The following is a 15,831-nucleotide window of genomic DNA, read 5'->3' on the forward strand; positions in this document are numbered from 1 at the left end:
AGCATCAATGCTTTTAAGGCATTACTATGCGAAGGCCAATTCCGTTTGCCGCGCACTGTTTTGATCAGGTTCCGGTACCTACAATCCGTCCACATCTTGAGCTCAGCACAGGCGTCAAGGAGGACGAATGGCGGGGCTTTCTACCCCTCAGCAGTTTGACCACCCCACAACCCTCGCAGCCGCGGTTCTGACCGACGACAACCGCATCCTCGTGATGGTGATCGGCCTCGTGGCGCTGGCAGCGCTCGTGGTCGCGGGCATCCTGGTCCGCGAGGTACTCGCGGCCGGCGAGGGCACCGACAGCATGAAGAAGATCGCGGCAGCGGTCCAGGAGGGCGCGAACGCCTATCTGGGACGGCAGTTGCGCACGGTCGGCGTATTCGCCGTGATCGTTTTCTTCCTGCTTCTGCTGCTGCCCGCGGACGACTGGAATCAGCGCGCCGGACGATCGATCTTCTTCCTGATCGGCGCGGTGTTCTCGGCGACCACCGGCTATATCGGCATGTGGCTCGCCGTACGCAGTAATGTCCGTGTCGCCGCGGCGGCCCGGGAAGCGACCCCGGCGGAAGGTGAGCCCGAAAAGGATCTCACCGCCGTCTCGCACAAAGCAATGAAGATCGCTTTCCGCACGGGCGGCGTCGTCGGCATGTTCACGGTGGGGCTCGGTCTGCTGGGCGCCTCGTGCGTGGTGCTGGTGTACGCGGCCGACGCGCCCAAGGTGCTGGAGGGATTCGGCCTCGGTGCCGCCCTCATCGCCATGTTCATGCGTGTCGGCGGCGGCATCTTCACCAAGGCCGCCGACGTCGGCGCCGACCTGGTCGGCAAGGTCGAGCAGGGCATCCCGGAGGACGACCCGCGCAACGCCGCGACCATCGCCGACAACGTGGGCGACAACGTCGGCGACTGCGCGGGCATGGCGGCCGACCTCTTCGAGTCGTACGCCGTGACGCTGGTCGCCGCGCTGATCCTCGGCAAGGCGGCCTTCGGCGACTCCGGGCTCGCCTTCCCACTGCTCGTGCCGGCGATCGGTGTGATCACCGCCATGATCGGCATCTTCGCGGTGGCGCCACGCCGGACCGACCGCAGCGGCATGTCCGCGATCAACCGGGGGTTCTTCATCTCCGCGGTGATCTCGCTCGTGCTGGTGGCGGTCGCGGTCTTCGTCTACCTGCCGTCGAAGTACTCCGACCTCGACGGCGTCACCGACGCGGCGATCAAGGCCAAGGACGGCGATCCGCGGATCCTCGCGCTCGTCGCCGTGGCCATCGGCATCGTGCTCGCCGCGCTGATCCAGCAGCTGACCGGCTACTTCACGGAGACCAACCGCCGTCCCGTGATGGACATCGGCAAGACCTCGCTCACCGGCCCGGCCACCGTCATCCTCGCCGGGATCTCGCTGGGCCTCGAATCGGCCGTCTACACCGCCCTGTTGATCGGTCTCGCGGTCTACGGCGCCTTCCTGCTCGGCGGTGCCTCGATCATGCTGGCGCTGTTCGCGGTGGCGCTGGCCGGTACCGGTCTGCTCACCACGGTCGGTGTGATCGTCGCCATGGACACCTTCGGGCCGGTCTCCGACAACGCGCAGGGCATCGCCGAGATGTCCGGTGACGTCGAGGGCGCGGGCGCGCAGGTGCTCACCAACCTGGACGCCGTGGGCAACACCACCAAGGCCATCACGAAGGGCATCGCCATCGCCACCGCCGTCCTGGCGGCGTCGGCGCTCTTCGGGTCGTACCGGGACGCGATCGTGACCGCCGCCAACGACGTCGGCGAGAAGGTCTCGGGACCGGGCGCGCCACTCAACCTGATGATGGACATCTCCCAGCCCAACAACCTGGTGGGCCTCATCGTCGGCGCCGCGGTCGTCTTCCTCTTCTCGGGGCTGGCGATCAACGCGGTCTCGCGGTCGGCGGGGGCCGTGGTCTACGAGGTGCGGCGGCAGTTCCGCGAGCACCCCGGGATCATGGACTACACCGAGACACCGGAGTACGGCCGCGTCGTCGACATCTGCACCAAGGACGCGCTGCGCGAGCTGGCCACGCCCGGTCTGCTCGCCGTGCTCACGCCGATCGCGGTCGGCTTCACGCTCGGCGTCGGCGCGCTCGGCTCGTTCCTCGCGGGCGCGATCGGCACCGGCACGCTGATGGCGGTCTTCCTCGCGAACTCGGGCGGCGCCTGGGACAACGCGAAGAAACTCGTCGAGGACGGCAACCACGGCGGCAAGGGCAGCGAGGCCCACGCCGCCACGGTGATCGGCGACACGGTCGGCGACCCGTTCAAGGACACCGCGGGCCCGGCCATCAACCCGCTGCTGAAGGTGATGAACCTCGTCGCGCTGCTCATCGCGCCCGCGGTCATCAAGTTCAGCTACGGCGACGACAAGAACATCGGGGTGCGCATCACGATCGCGGTGCTCGCGTTCCTCGTGATCGCCGTCTCCGTGTACATCTCCAAGCGGCGCGGGATCGCCGTGGGGGACGACGGGGACGACGCCGACCGGTCGGCCAAGTCGGCGGATCCGGCGGTCGTTTCGTAGGCGGTCCTACGAGGCCCTGCTCAAGGGTCCTACGAGGCCCGGATCAAGGGGTCCTGCGGGGCTCGGCCGGGCGGTCTTACGAGGCTCGGATCAACGGGCGGGCGGGTGGCGCGAGTTGGTGGCGCCGCCCGTCCGTTCTGTCTGTGTTCAGGGCCTCGCCGTGAGCCTTCTCTCGCTTGGTGCAAATGGCTTCAAAAGGTCTCCTATCGGACCTTAGGCCCGGAGGCGCGGCCCGTCCGCCGTGTATGTTCCGGGGCCGAGAGCCATGGAAGGGACCAAACCGGTGAACAAGAAGCTCGCGGTCGCACTGTCCGGCGGTGCGGTACTGGTACTGGGGCTGTCGGGATGCGGCGGCAGCGGCGACGACAGCGACGCCAAGCTGAACACCTGGGCCAAGCAGGTCTGCGTCGCGGTGCAGCCGCAGGCGAAGAAGATCGCGGCCGCCAACACGGCGATCCAGAAGGAGACCTCGGACAACAGCACCCCGGAAGAGGTCCAGAAGACCGACTCGCAGGCCTTCCAGGACATGTCCGACGCCTACAAGGCGATCGGGGCCGCCGTGAACACCGCCGGGGCACCGGACGTCGACAACGGCGCGAAGAAGCAGCAGGACGCGGTCAAGGAGCTCAACGGCATCTCCGCGTCGTACGCCACCCTGAAGACGCAGGTGGACGCTCTCAACACCAAGGACCAGGCGAAGTTCGCGGACGGCCTCAAGGGCATCGCGGCCTCCCTGGACAAGCTCAGCACGAGCGGGAACGACGCGCTGAAGACCCTCGAAGAGGGCGATGTCGGCAAGGCGATGACCAAGCAGGAGGCCTGCAAGACGGCGACGCCGGTGGCTTCTTCGTCGGCGGCCTGATCCGGCCTCGGGAATGGCGTCCCTGTAGGGCGTGGTTTTCGGGCCGTCTCCTGTAGGCGGCGATCTTTCAGGTGCTGAAAGATGCCCCGGTACGCGTGCGTGCCGGGGCCTTCGCCTGTGCGGGAGGCCGCGTCGGTCGGTGCCGGGCGCGGTGTCGGTGGGAGCGGCCACAATGGGGGTGTGAGTAACTCCACCCTGTCCACTCTGCCCGCATCCGACCGCCCGGAGGTCGCCGCCCGGCTCCGGGACGCCCTCCTCGGCGCCGCCTTCACCGCCGACGGACTGCTCGAACTGCTCGGCGCCCCCGCGTACGCGGCGCTGGCCCGCAGCGAGACCGTGCCGGCTCTCCGGGCGACGAGAGGCGATACCCCGCTGGAGACGCTGGTCCGGCTGTTCCTGCTCCAACAGCCCGTGCCGCACGCACGCGTGGCGGACGTGTTGCCCGTCGCCGAGTGCGTCGAGAGCGGCTGGCTGGTGTCCGTCGGCGCCGACGAGGTCGTGGCGGCCGTGGACGTACGGCCGTACGGCGGGCCCGACGGCGAGGACTGGTTCATCGTGTCCGACCTGGGGTGCGCGGTCGGCGGGGCCGGCGGGATCGGCAGCCGGGAGGAAGGCGTCGTCCTCGGGGTGGGTGGCGCGTCCACCACGCTCGCGGGGATCACCGTACGGACGCCGGTGTCCGCCGCGCTCGACCTCGGCACCGGGTCCGGCATCCAGGCGCTGCACGCGGCCCGGCACGCCACGCGCGTGACGGCCACCGACCTCAATCCCCGTGCCCTGCACATCACCGCGCTCACCCTAGCGCTGTCCGGAGCGCCGGCCGCCGACCTCCGCGAGGGCTCGCTCTTCGAGCCGGTCCGGGACGACGAGACGTACGAACTCATCGTGTCCAACCCGCCGTTCGTGATCTCGCCGGGTGCCCGGCTGACGTACCGCGACGGCGGGATGGGCGGGGACGATCTGTGCCGGTCGCTCGTTCAGCAGGCGGGGGACCGGCTGCGCGAGGGCGGATTCGCGCAGTTCCTCGCCAACTGGCAGCACGTGGAGGGGGAGGACTGGCAGGACCGGCTGCGCTCGTGGGTACCGCGCGGGTGCGACGCCTGGATCGTGCAGCGCGAGGTCCAGGACGTCACGCAGTACGCCGAGTTGTGGCTCAGGGACGCGGGCGACCACCAGGGCGACACGGCCGCGTACGAGGCGCTCTACGACGCGTGGCTCGACGAGTTCGAGGCGCGCAAGGTCAAGGCGGTGGGCTTCGGCTGGATCACCTTGCGCAGGACCGGGTCCGACGCGCCCTCGATCACCGTCGAGGAGTGGCCGCACCCGGTCGAGCAGCCCCTCGGCGACACCGTGCGGGAGCACTTCGACCGCGTCGACTATCTGCGCGCCCACGACGACGCGGCCCTGCTCGCCGCCCACTTCAGGCTCGCGCCGGAGATCATCCAGGAACAGGTCGGACTGCCCGGCGCCGAGGACCCGGAGCACGTCGTGCTGCGCCAGCACCGAGGCATGCGCCGTGCGACCAAGGTCGACACGGTCGGCGCGGGCTTCGCGGGCGTCTGCGACGGCACGTTGAGCGCGGGGCGGATCCTGGACGCCATTGCCCAACTCGTGGGCGAGGACCCGGTTCTGCTGCGTGACCGGACGCCGGCGCAGATCCGGTTGCTGGTGGAGCAGGGGTTCTTGGAGCCGGTGGGGTGACGGGTGCCCTCGGCTGACGGGGGGGGGCGACGATCGGTTGCGGCGGCTGACTGGCGTGGGGTGGCGACCGGTTGCGGGCGGCTGACTGGCGCGGGGCGGTGGTTGGTTGCGGGTGGCCGATCGTTTCGCGAGGCCGATGCGGGCCTGTCGCCCTTGGCCGACTGGCCGCTCGCGGGCGGGAGTTGGGCCCGGTTGGGCGGTTGTCCTCGGGCGGCGGTTGGCCTCGGTTGGGCGGTTCTTCTCGGGTGAGGGTTTGCCTTGGCCCGGCGGTTCTTCTCGGGCGGGAGTTGGCTTTGGTTGGGCGGTTGCTCCCGGACGGGGCCCACTTCTGCCGACCGGGTGCGCGGTGGCCGACCGCGACTCGGCCGCCGGTCTCTCGCGCCGTCGGCCGTTCCTACGGCCGGACCGACCATCGCGCCGCCGCCCGCCGTGCCATATCCGCCGACCGCCCTGTCGTACGGCGCCCCAGCCCTTCGCCGCCCCTGTCACGCCTGAGGCCTCCCCGCACCGCTGAGCCGCGTGTGTCCGTATCCGGGGAGATCGTTCTGATCGGTACGGAAAAGCCCTCTTGTCAGTGGCGGGTGCGAGGCTACTTTCAGAGACAGGTTCCGCGCGTTCTCGGGGGAGGCGCGCCGTCTCGGGGGAGGCGTGATGGCCGGGGATACGCCGGAACAGGGCGAGGGCAGCGTCGTCAACGGGCGCTACCGGCTGCTGCGCATGCTCGGTGCGGGCGGCGGCACGGGCGGCGGGGGCCGCGTATGGCTCGCGTACGACGAGGAGTTGGCCTGCGAGGTCGCCGTCAAGGAGATCGCGCTGCCGGACGTGCGGGACGTGCGGGATGCGCCGGAGGACGCCGGTGAGCGTGCGCAGCGCATCGCGCGGGCGCGCGGCGAGGCGCGGCATGCGGCCCGGCTGCGCGGGCATCCGCATGTGGCGGCCGTGCACGACGTGGTGATGTACGAGGGGCTGCCCTGGATCGTCATGGAGTACGTCCCGGACGGCGTCGACCTCCAGACGGTCCTACGGCGTTCGGGCCCGCTGCCGCCCGCCCGGGTGGCCCGCATCGGGCTCGCCGTCCTCGACGCGCTCACCGCCGGACACCGCATCGGCATCCTGCACCGGGATGTGAAACCGGCCAACATCCTTCTGGCGCCGGACGCTTCGGGCGACCCGTACGCGCGCGTGCTGCTCACCGACTACGGCATCACCCTCCAGCCCGAGTCCCACGAACCCCGGCTCACCGCCACCGCCGGCACGCCCGGCTACCTCGCCCCGGAGCGGGCCCGCGGTGAACCGCCCACCCCGGCCGCCGACTTGTTCTCCCTGGGCGCCACGCTGTACGCCGCCGTCGAGGGCCACGGCCCCTTCGACCGCGACGGCGACTTCGCCACGCGCACGGCTCTGTTGGGCGAGGAGCCGACGCCGGCGGTCCGCGCGGGTCAACTGGCGCCGGTGCTCCAGGGGTTACTGGTCAAGGATCCGGCGTTGAGGTCGGCGTCGGAGACTGCGGCGCGGGGGTTGGAGCGGGTTGGGCGGCGGGTCGGTGCGGTGCCGGGGGACTTGGCGATGCCGGACGGGGGCGGTCCAGGGGCGGATGAGGGCGAGGTCGGTCGAAGGACAGACGGGGTCGGTCGAGAGGCAGATGGGGACGGGCTTGGGTGGAGGGCAGGCGGGGACAGGCTTGGGTGGAGGGCGGATGCCTTCGGCCCGATGCCGGACGGGTTCCGCCGGATGCCGGAAGGGTTCGGTCCGCCACCGGAGGGTTTCGCGTCGGCACCGGGTGGTGACGGTTCGGCAGCGGATGGTTTCGGACCGGGACAGGGCGGTTCTGGCTCAGCACCGGATGATTTCGTGCCGGCGCCCGATGGTTTCGGTTCGGCACAGGGCGGCCGGCCCTCGGCTGATCAGTCGTCGGGGCCTGTCTCCGATGGTGTGCCCGGCCAGGCCGTGGGCGGTTCGGCCGGCTACGCGGCGAGCGATCTGGCGGGCCATGTCGGGAGCAGGCCGCCCGGCGACATCGGGAGCGACCAGCCCGGCCATGTCGCGAGCGGGCCTCCGGGGCAAGTGCCGGGCGGATCTCGGGGGCAAGTCCCGGACGGGCGGCCCGGACATGCCATGGGTGGCCCTTACGTGGGCGGCCCCTACGCCCCGCGGATCCCGGGAGGGCCCGGGGCCACCCATCAGGACCCGACGCCGTACGGTGACCGGCCCCCGGCCGCCCTCGGGGGCTCCACGCCCGGAGGCCGGCCCGCTCCGGACGGCCCGCGGACTCCGGGGACGCCGGAGGCCTTGGGGACGCCGGAAATTCCGGGTGCCCCGCACACTCCGAAGACCCCACGCACCTCGCGCAACCCGCATACTCCGGGCACCCCGAACACTCCGAGCCCCTTAGGCATCGCGCACACCCCGAGTACCCCGAACACCTCGCATGCCCCCAACACCCCACCGACCCCCAGCACGCCGAACCCCTCACCGGCCACCGCATCGCCGTACTCCCCGCAAGGGCACGCCGGTTCGCCCGGCGGCGGCCCGTACGGCCAATGGACTCCGTACGCGAACAGTCCCACGACGCCTTATCGGAGCGGCGCCCCGGCGCCCCCCTACGCGGGCGCCCAGGGCCCGACCCACCCCGGTGGCCCGAGGCCTGTCGGTGGTGGACCGGCGCATGGCAGGCGGCGGAGGCGGAGGCCGGTCGGGGCGGTCCTCGCGCTTGTCGTGGCCGTCGTGCTGGTGGTCGTCGGTGGGGTCTGGGCGGTGATCTCGTTGGGCGGTGGTGGCAAGGACACCGCGGCGACGAAGAAGGCGTCCCCGTCCGCGTCGTCGTCGACCGGTTCCGTCTATCCGTACGGCGCGGACGTCGGGCTCAAGAAGGCGCTGCGGACCGGTGATTGTGTGCACGTGGTGTGGACCGGGACGGCGTTCGCGTCGCGGCCCAAGGTGGGGGTCGTGAGCTGTGCGCACGCTGTTCCTGACGGGCAGGTGATGGCCGTGGACATGGCGCGGGACTTCGCCGATGCGCGGGACCACGGGGGTGAGCGGTGTGCGGGTGAGGTGAAGGCGGCCGCCGAGTCCCTGGCCGATGCGGGGGTCTACGCGCTCACTCCGACCGAGGCCGGCTTCGGGGGCGCCGGGGGCGGTACCGCGTGTCTCGTGCTCGGTCGGCATGCGCCGATCGGCGGTGCGATAGGGCGCTTCCGCAGCACCGGGTCGAACGTGTGGACCACCGAGATGAGCCTCGGTGACTGCTGGCTGTACGTCGCCCACAAGACGTACTTCACCGCGAACCTGACCGACTGTGCCGATCAGCACACCGACCAGGTGATCGGTTTTGTGACGGCCCCGAAGACGATGGCGTTCGCGGAGGCGCTGCGGCAGGGGAACAAGCTGTGCGGCGACAAGTTCGAGTCGACTTGGGCGCCCGGATCCGACCGTTCCGTCTTCGGGTATCTGTCCGACGAGACCAACTGGAAGGCCGGTTTCGACTCGGTCGTGTGCACCGTGGGCCGGGCCGACCGGTCCCGGACGACCGGGGCGATATCGTCCTCCGGGACGACCGCCTGAGCGCTGTCCGCCGCGAGTTCACCCGGGGTTGGCCTGCCCGTCGCCTCCGGGTGCCAGCCTCCCGGACCGGGGCATCCGGCCGGGAGGGGACACGCATGGAGAGCGGGCCTGCGATCTTCGCGGGGCTGGTGTTCGCCCTGTTCGGAGGCGCGCTGCTGCTGTGGACCGTGGTCAGGGTCCGGCACCGCGAACCCGTCGCCCAGGGTGTGAACCCGGTCGCATCGGCGACCCTCGCGAGCCTCGCCGCGGTCGCCGCCCTCCTCCTCGGAACCTGGTGCTTCCTGCACGTCTGAGCAGCGCGCCGGAGCCGCGGCGCGGACGATCGGCGGACAACCAGGTGATCACCCTCCGGATGGCTCCGAAAAGGCCGGTGGGGACTCCGGGCGGCAGGAATGGCGGTAGTCGGGTTACCGTTCGAGTGGCCGTTGCGGGCTTTTCCCGTTTGACACGGGGGCGGGATGTACCGTCACACTCCGCAGCGTCACCATGACCCGACCCCGGGACCAAGCGACCCCGGGGAGATGCAGGCACGTCCCCGCGCCGCCCGGCACGCACTCTCGCCGCACCGGTCGAAGGCCCTGGTAGCTCCGCTACGAGGACCCCACCGGCACCCCGAGGGCACGGACCGAACGACGCGGAAACGCGCCTGCTCCTCCCCGGAGCCGTTTGCCCCGGGGGAGGCCCCAGCGTCGACCGGAGAGAAGAGCGAAGTTGTCCCCGACCAGCGAGACCGCACACGGCGGCCGCCGACTCGTCATCGTCGAGTCCCCTGCCAAGGCGAAGACGATCAAGGGCTATCTCGGCCCCGGATATGTCGTCGAGGCGAGCGTCGGGCACATCCGCGACCTTCCCAACGGCGCCGCGGAGGTGCCCGAGAAGTACACCGGCGAGGTCCGCCGCCTCGGTGTGGACGTCGACCACGACTTCGAGCCGATCTATGTGGTCAACGCCGACAAGCGGGCCCAGGTCAAGAAGCTCAAGGACCTCCTCAAGGACTCCGACGAACTCTTCCTGGCCACCGATGAGGACCGCGAGGGCGAGGCCATCGCGTGGCACCTCCTGGAGGTCCTGAAGCCCAAGGTCCCGGTCAAGCGCATGGTGTTCCACGAGATCACCAAGGACGCGATCCGCGCCGCCGTGGCCAACCCGCGCGACCTGAACCAGCCGCTGGTCGACGCCCAGGAGACCCGCCGTATCCTCGACCGCCTCTACGGCTACGAGGTCTCGCCGGTCCTCTGGAAGAAGGTCATGCCGCGCCTGTCGGCCGGCCGCGTCCAGTCCGTCGCCACCCGGCTCGTCGTCGAGCGTGAGCGTGAGCGCATCGCGTTCCGTTCCGCCGAGTACTGGGACCTGACCGGCACCTTCGGCACCGGCCGCGCCGGTGACGCGAGCGACCCGTCGACCCTCGTCGCCCGCCTCCAGGCCGTCGACGGCAAGCGCGTCGCCCAGGGCCGCGATTTCGACTCCCTGGGGCAGATCAAGGGCGCGAACACCCTCCACCTGGACGAGGCCAACGCCCGCGCGCTGGCCGCCGCCCTGGAGGACACGCGGTTCGCCGTCCGGTCCGTCGAGTCGAAGCCGTATCGACGTTCTCCGTACGCCCCGTTCCGTACGACGACGCTCCAGCAGGAGGCCAGCCGCAAGCTCGGCTTCGGGGCGAAGGCCACGATGCAGGTCGCGCAGAAGCTGTACGAGAACGGCTACATCACCTACATGCGTACGGACTCCACGACCCTGAGCGAGACGGCGGTCAGCGCCGCCCGCGCCCAGGTGACGCAGTTGTACGGCGCCGACTACCTGCCGGCCCAGCCGCGCGTGTACGCCGGGAAGGTCAAGAACGCCCAGGAGGCGCACGAGGCGATCCGCCCGTCGGGTGATCGTTTCCGCACGCCCGCCGAAACCGGCCTGACCGGCGACCAGTTCAAGCTCTACGAGCTGATCTGGAAGCGGACCGTCGCCTCCCAGATGAAGGACGCGGTCGGCAACTCCGTCACCGTGAAGATCGCGGGCACCTCGTCCGACGGCCGGGACGTCGAATTCAGCGCCTCCGGGAAGACGATCACCTTCCACGGGTTCTTGAAGGCCTACGTAGAGGGCGCCGACGACCCGAACGCCGAGCTGGACGACCGCGAGCGGCGGCTGCCGCAGGTCGCCGAGGGCGACGCGCTCAGCGCCGAGGAGATCACGGTCGACGGGCACGCCACCAAGCCCCCGGCCCGCTACACCGAGGCCAGCCTCGTCAAGGAGCTCGAAGAGCGCGAGATCGGCCGCCCGTCGACGTACGCGTCGATCATCGGCACGATCCTCGACCGCGGCTACGTCTTCAAGAAGGGCACGGCCCTGGTGCCGTCCTTCCTGTCCTTCGCCGTCGTCAACCTCCTGGAGAAGCACTTCGGGCGGCTCGTCGACTACAGCTTCACCGCCAAGATGGAGGACGACCTCGACCGCATCGCCAGCGGCGAGGCACAGGCCGTGCCGTGGCTGCGCCGCTTCTACTTCGGCGAGGGCGAGGCGACGGGCGCCGCCGAGGCCGGCAACGGTGACGGCGACCACCTGGGCGGCCTCAAGGAACTCGTCACCGACCTGGGCGCGATCGACGCCCGCGAGGTGTCGTCCTTCCCGGTCGGCAACGACATCATGCTGCGCGTCGGCCGCTACGGCCCCTACGTGGAGCGCGGCGAGAAGGACTCCGAGAACCACCAGCGCGCCGACGTCCCCGAGGACCTGGCGCCGGACGAGCTCAGCGTCGAGCACGCCGAGGAACTGCTCGCCAAGCCGAGCGGCGACTTCGAGCTGGGCGCCGACCCCGAGTCGGGCCACCAGATCATCGCCCGCGACGGCCGCTACGGCCCGTACGTCACCGAGGTGCTCCCCGAGGGCACCCCGAAGACCGGCAAGAACGCCGTCAAGCCGCGTACGGCCTCGCTGTTCAAGTCGATGTCCCTCGACACGGTGACGCTCGCCGACGCCCTCAAGCTGATGTCGCTGCCGCGCGTCGTCGGCAAGGACGCCGAGGGCGTGGAGATCACCGCACAGAACGGGCGCTACGGGCCGTATCTGAAGAAGGGCACGGACTCCCGCTCGCTGACGGCCGAGGACCAGCTCTTCACGATCACCCTCGAAGAGGCGCTGGAGATCTACTCCCAGCCCAAGCAGCGCGGCCGGGCCGCCGCCAAGCCGCCGCTGAAGGAACTGGGCACCGACCCGGTCAGCGAGAAGCCCGTCGTCGTCAAGGACGGCCGCTTCGGGCCGTACGTCACCGACGGCGAGACCAACGCGACCCTGCGCTCCGGCGACAGCGTCGAGGAGATCACCCCGGAGCGCGGCTACGAGCTGCTCGCCGAGAAGCGGGCCAAGTCGCCCGCCAAGAAGACGGCGAAGAAGGCCCCGGCGAAGAAGACGGCGGCCAAGAAGGCGCCCGCCAAGAAGACGACGACGGCCAAGAAGACCGTGGCGAAGAAGACGACCACGGCCGCGAAGAAGACCACGGCGGCGGCCGCTGCCAAGAAGACGGCATCCTCCAAGGTGACGTCCGAGGACTGACCGTTGACGGTCGGGGGCTGAGGGGCGAGGACTTACGGTCGAGGACTGACGGCCCGTCGGGCCGCTGCCCGAGGTCCGACCGGCGCACGCTTCCTGCACCACAGGGTCGCGAAACCAACGCCCCGGCATCACTTTGGTGTCGGGGTGTGCGCAGGTCCGGGCGGGCGCGGCTTGTTGTCGGTGGCTGCCGATAGGCTGAAAGCATGACGCCAGCCGAGCAGCCAACGGCCCACCAGCCGGCCCCCGACGACGCCCTTGTCGCGGACTCCCGCGAGCGTGCCGTCCGCGCCCTGCTGCGCCAACCGCAGCTCAAGCGGTTGTGGAGCGCGCAGTTCGTGACGGGTGTCGGTGACACCCTCGCCCTGCTGGTCCTGGTCGTGCTCGCCTTCCAGGCGGCCATCGCCCAGGGCTCGTTCGGCGGTGGTTACCGGGGTGTGGCGTTCGCGGTGGCGACCGTCTTCGGGGCGCGCATCCTGGCGACGCTCCTCTTCGGAGCGGTGCTGCTCGGCCCGCTCACGTCGCTCACCTCCCAGGACGGGCCGCTCGACCGGCGCTGGACCATGGTCGGCGCGGACGGTCTGCGGGCCGCGCTGCTGATCGTCGCCCCCCTGTGGATCGACTGGACTCCGGACAACGCACTGGCGGTGCTCCTGGTGACCGCCTTCGTCACCGGAGTCGCCGAGCGCTTCTGGACGGTGTGCCGCGAGAGCGCCGGCCCCGCCCTGCTGCCGGCCCCGCCGCTGGAGGGCGCCACGGTCCGGCCGCTGCCCGACCACATGGACGCGCTGCGCCGGCTGTCGCTGCGCACGAGCTTCGTGGCCATCCCGCTCGCCGCCGCCGCACTCGTCGTCGCGGCCCTGCTCAACAACCTGCTGGGCACGGGTGTCGCCTGGTTCGACCAGCACCAGGCCGCACTCGGTTCGTACGTCGCGGCCGGACTGTTCGCCGCGTCCCTCTCCGTCCTGACCGCCCTGGAACTGCCCGCGATGCGCACCCCGCGCGCGCGGTCCCCGCTCGAAGGGCTGCGCCGCCCCCGGACGGGCACCGGCGTCGACAAGGGCCGTACGGGCGCGATCGCGCTGCTCGTGGTCGCCTGCGCGGCCGTCGCCGGGGCGATCTCCGCCGCCGTCGCGGTGTCCGTGCTGCAGGCCCAGGATCTGCACGGCGGCCCGGTGACCTTCGGGCTGCTGGTCCTCGGGCTGACCGGCGGGGTCGTGGTCGGCATCCGTACGGCGCCCGCGCTGCTGCCGACGCTGTCGCGGCGCCGCCTGCTGACCCTCGCCATCGCCTTCACCGGCATCGCGCTGCTCGCCGCCGGCCTGGTCCCGGACGTCGCCACCGTGCTGCTGATCGTCGCGCTCGCCGGCATCGGCGCGGGCGTGGCCGCCAACACCGGGCACACCCTCCTCGACCAGGAGGCCGAGGACTACCGCCGGGCCCGTACGACCGAGCACCTGCACGCGGTCGTCCGGGTCGCGGTCGCGCTCGGCGCGCTGATCGCCCCCCTGGTGGCCGCGCTGATCGGCCCGCACCGCCTGGAGAACGGCAAGTTCGTGTTCGCGCACGGCGGTGCCGCGTTCACGCTGATGCTGGTCGGCGCCCTGCTGCTGCCGGTCGCCGCGCTGGTCCTGGCCAAGGTCGACGACCGCGCGGGAGTACCGCTGCGGCACGACCTGAGGGACGCGCTGCTCGGCGGCGACGACCCCGACACCGTGCCCGCGAGCACCGGCTTCTTCATCGCCCTGGAGGGCGGCGACGGTGCCGGGAAGTCCACCCAGGCCGAGGCTCTCGCCGAGTGGATAAGGGGCAAGGGACACGAGGTCGTACTCACCCGCGAGCCCGGCGCCACCCCGGTCGGCAAGCGGCTGCGGTCGATCCTGCTCGACGTGTCGTCGGCGGGACTGTCCCACCGCGCGGAGGCGCTGCTCTACGCCGCCGACCGCGCGGAGCACGTCGACACCGTCGTACGGCCCGCCCTGGAGCGTGGCGCGGTCGTCGTCTCCGACCGCTACATCGACTCGTCCGTCGCCTACCAGGGCGCCGGCCGTGACCTGTCCCCGACGGAGATCGCCCGCATCAACCGCTGGGCCACCGACGGACTCGTCCCGCACATGACCGTCCTCCTGGACGTGGACCCGGAGACCGCCCGCGAGCGGTTCACCGAGGCGCCCGACCGACTGGAGTCGGAGCCCGCCGAGTTCCACGCGCGCGTACGGTCCGGTTTCCTCACGCTGGCCGCCGCCGACCCGAGCCGCTACCTGGTGGTCGACGCGGGCCAGGAGCCCGAGGCCGTCACCACGGTGATCAGGCACCGCCTCGACACCGTCCTGCCGCTCTCCGAGGCCGAGATCAAGGCCCAGGAGGAGGCGCGCAAGGCCGCCGAGGAGGAGGCCCGCCGCAAGGCCGAGGAAGAGGCCGCGCGCAAGGCCGAGGAGGAGCGCCTGGAGCGCGAGCGCCAGGAGCAGCTCGCCCAGCTGCGAGCCGAGGAGGAGGAGCGCAAGCGGCGCGAGCTGGAGGAGGCCCAGCGCCGCGAGGCCGAGCGCCAGGCCGAGGAGGCCCGGCAGCGCGCCGAGGACGCACGCAGGCGTGCCGAGGAGGAGAAGGCCCGTCTCCTCGCCGAGGAGGAGGCCCGCGCCGCCGAGGAGGCCCGCCGCAGGGCCGAGGCCGACCGGCTCCGCAAGCAGGCCGAGGACGAGGCCCGGCTGCGCGCCGAGGCGGAGGCCCGCCGCCTGGAGAAGCAGCGCAAGGCCGAGGCGGCGCTGCTCGCGGCCGAGGAGGCACGCCGGTTGGCGGCGGAAGCGGCTGCCGCCGCGGAGCGGGCGGCTCGCCAGCCGACGGCTCCTGTGACTCCCGCGGCTCCGGAGCCCAGGCCCGAGGCGTCGACTGTGCCGACGCCGGTGGTGAAGCCGGGTTCGGGCGCGGGTTCGGGTTCGGGTGCGGGTTCGGGTGCGCGTGGACGGTCGGCGGAGGATACGGCTGTGCTGCGGCCGGTGAGCTCGGGTTCCGGGTCCGGGTCCGGTTCCGGTTCCGGGGACGAGACGGCCGTGCTGCGGTCGGTGTCCGGCGACCCCGAGGCGCCCGAGGCCGAGGTGCGCGACTCCGAGCGGACGGCCGAGCTGCCGCAACCGCCGGCGCCTACGGGGGCCGCGGACGAGACCGCCGTACTGCCCCCGGTGTCCGCTGCCGAGGAGACGGCCGTACTGCCGCCCGTTCCGTCCGGTGCCGCCGATGAGACCGCGGTGTTGCCGCCGGTGCGCGACCAAGGACCGTCGGACCGGGTGCCCGCGGGCTTCTTCCGGGACGAGCGTCCTGCCGGTCAGGCCGACGGCGAGGACCGCACCCGCGAGCTGCCCCAGGTCGACGAGCAGGGCGCGCCCCGGCGCCGGCCGCGCCCCGACTGGGCCGAGGAGACTCCCCTGGACGACCTGCCCTCGCTGGCCGACGAACTGCTCGGCCCGCGCGAGGACGGCGACTTCGGCCGCGACGACGACACGGGTCGTGGACGGGGTCGTGGGCGGGGTCGGCGGGGCTGACGGCGATGGGGGCGGAGGCGCAGGGCTGACGGTGACGTGGGCCGAGGGGCTGACGGCGTCGGGGCGGTGCCCCGCGCTTCGTTCCCCCGCCCCCG

Annotated in this window: 7 protein-coding genes; all 7 read left to right on the forward strand. The window is 71.7% G+C overall.

Annotation, left to right across the window (positions count from 1 at the left end):
- The first annotated feature begins 127 nt into the window (after positions 1-127).
- Positions 128-2,536, forward strand: coding sequence for a sodium-translocating pyrophosphatase (locus ACIBK4_RS46580; protein ID WP_399005578.1), 2,409 nt, complete (start codon positions 128-130; stop codon positions 2,534-2,536).
- Positions 2,537-2,801: 265 nt separating this feature from the next.
- A complete protein-coding gene (locus tag ACIBK4_RS46585; RefSeq protein ID WP_366435690.1) occupies positions 2,802-3,398 on the forward strand; it encodes a small secreted protein in 597 nt (198 codons plus the stop codon).
- 180 nt (positions 3,399-3,578) lie between these two features.
- A complete protein-coding gene (locus ACIBK4_RS46590) occupies positions 3,579-5,099 on the forward strand; it encodes a methyltransferase (RefSeq protein ID WP_399005581.1) in 1,521 nt (506 codons plus the stop codon).
- Positions 5,100-5,750: 651 nt separating this feature from the next.
- Entirely contained in the window at positions 5,751-8,660 is a 2,910-nt protein-coding gene (locus ACIBK4_RS46595; RefSeq protein WP_399005583.1) for a protein kinase, read from the forward strand.
- A 95-nt stretch (positions 8,661-8,755) separates the two neighbouring features.
- Complete coding sequence (locus ACIBK4_RS46600) at positions 8,756-8,953, forward strand: hypothetical protein (RefSeq protein ID WP_266769886.1); 198 nt, start codon at positions 8,756-8,758, stop codon at positions 8,951-8,953.
- A 418-nt stretch (positions 8,954-9,371) separates the two neighbouring features.
- On the forward strand, positions 9,372-12,203 hold the full coding sequence (topA, locus tag ACIBK4_RS46605; RefSeq protein WP_399005585.1) for a type I DNA topoisomerase: 2,832 nt from the start codon (positions 9,372-9,374) through the stop codon (positions 12,201-12,203).
- A 203-nt stretch (positions 12,204-12,406) separates the two neighbouring features.
- Positions 12,407-15,736 carry a dTMP kinase gene (gene tmk / locus ACIBK4_RS46610; RefSeq protein ID WP_399005587.1) on the forward strand — a complete coding sequence of 1,110 codons (3,330 nt, stop codon included), beginning with the start codon at positions 12,407-12,409 and terminating at the stop codon, positions 15,734-15,736.
- Positions 15,737-15,831: the final 95 nt, after the last annotated feature.

Origin of the sequence: Streptomyces sp. NPDC050528, assembly GCF_044457795.1 — a bacterium.
In the GTDB taxonomy this organism is placed as follows: domain Bacteria; phylum Actinomycetota; class Actinomycetes; order Streptomycetales; family Streptomycetaceae; genus Streptomyces.

Bases quoted from the DNA above. Each gene is read 5' to 3' on its own strand.
- ACIBK4_RS46600 (WP_266769886.1), top strand. From the start codon at position 8,756: ATGGAGAGCGGGCCTGCGATCTTCGCGGGGCTGGTGTTCGCCCTGTTC.
- ACIBK4_RS46585 (WP_366435690.1), top strand. From the start codon at position 2,802: ATGGAAGGGACCAAACCGGTGAACAAGAAGCTCGCGGTCGCACTGTCC.
- ACIBK4_RS46580 (WP_399005578.1), top strand. From the start codon at position 128: ATGGCGGGGCTTTCTACCCCTCAGCAGTTTGACCACCCCACAACCCTC.
- tmk (WP_399005587.1), top strand. From the start codon at position 12,407: ATGACGCCAGCCGAGCAGCCAACGGCCCACCAGCCGGCCCCCGACGAC.
- ACIBK4_RS46595 (WP_399005583.1), top strand. From the start codon at position 5,751: ATGGCCGGGGATACGCCGGAACAGGGCGAGGGCAGCGTCGTCAACGGG.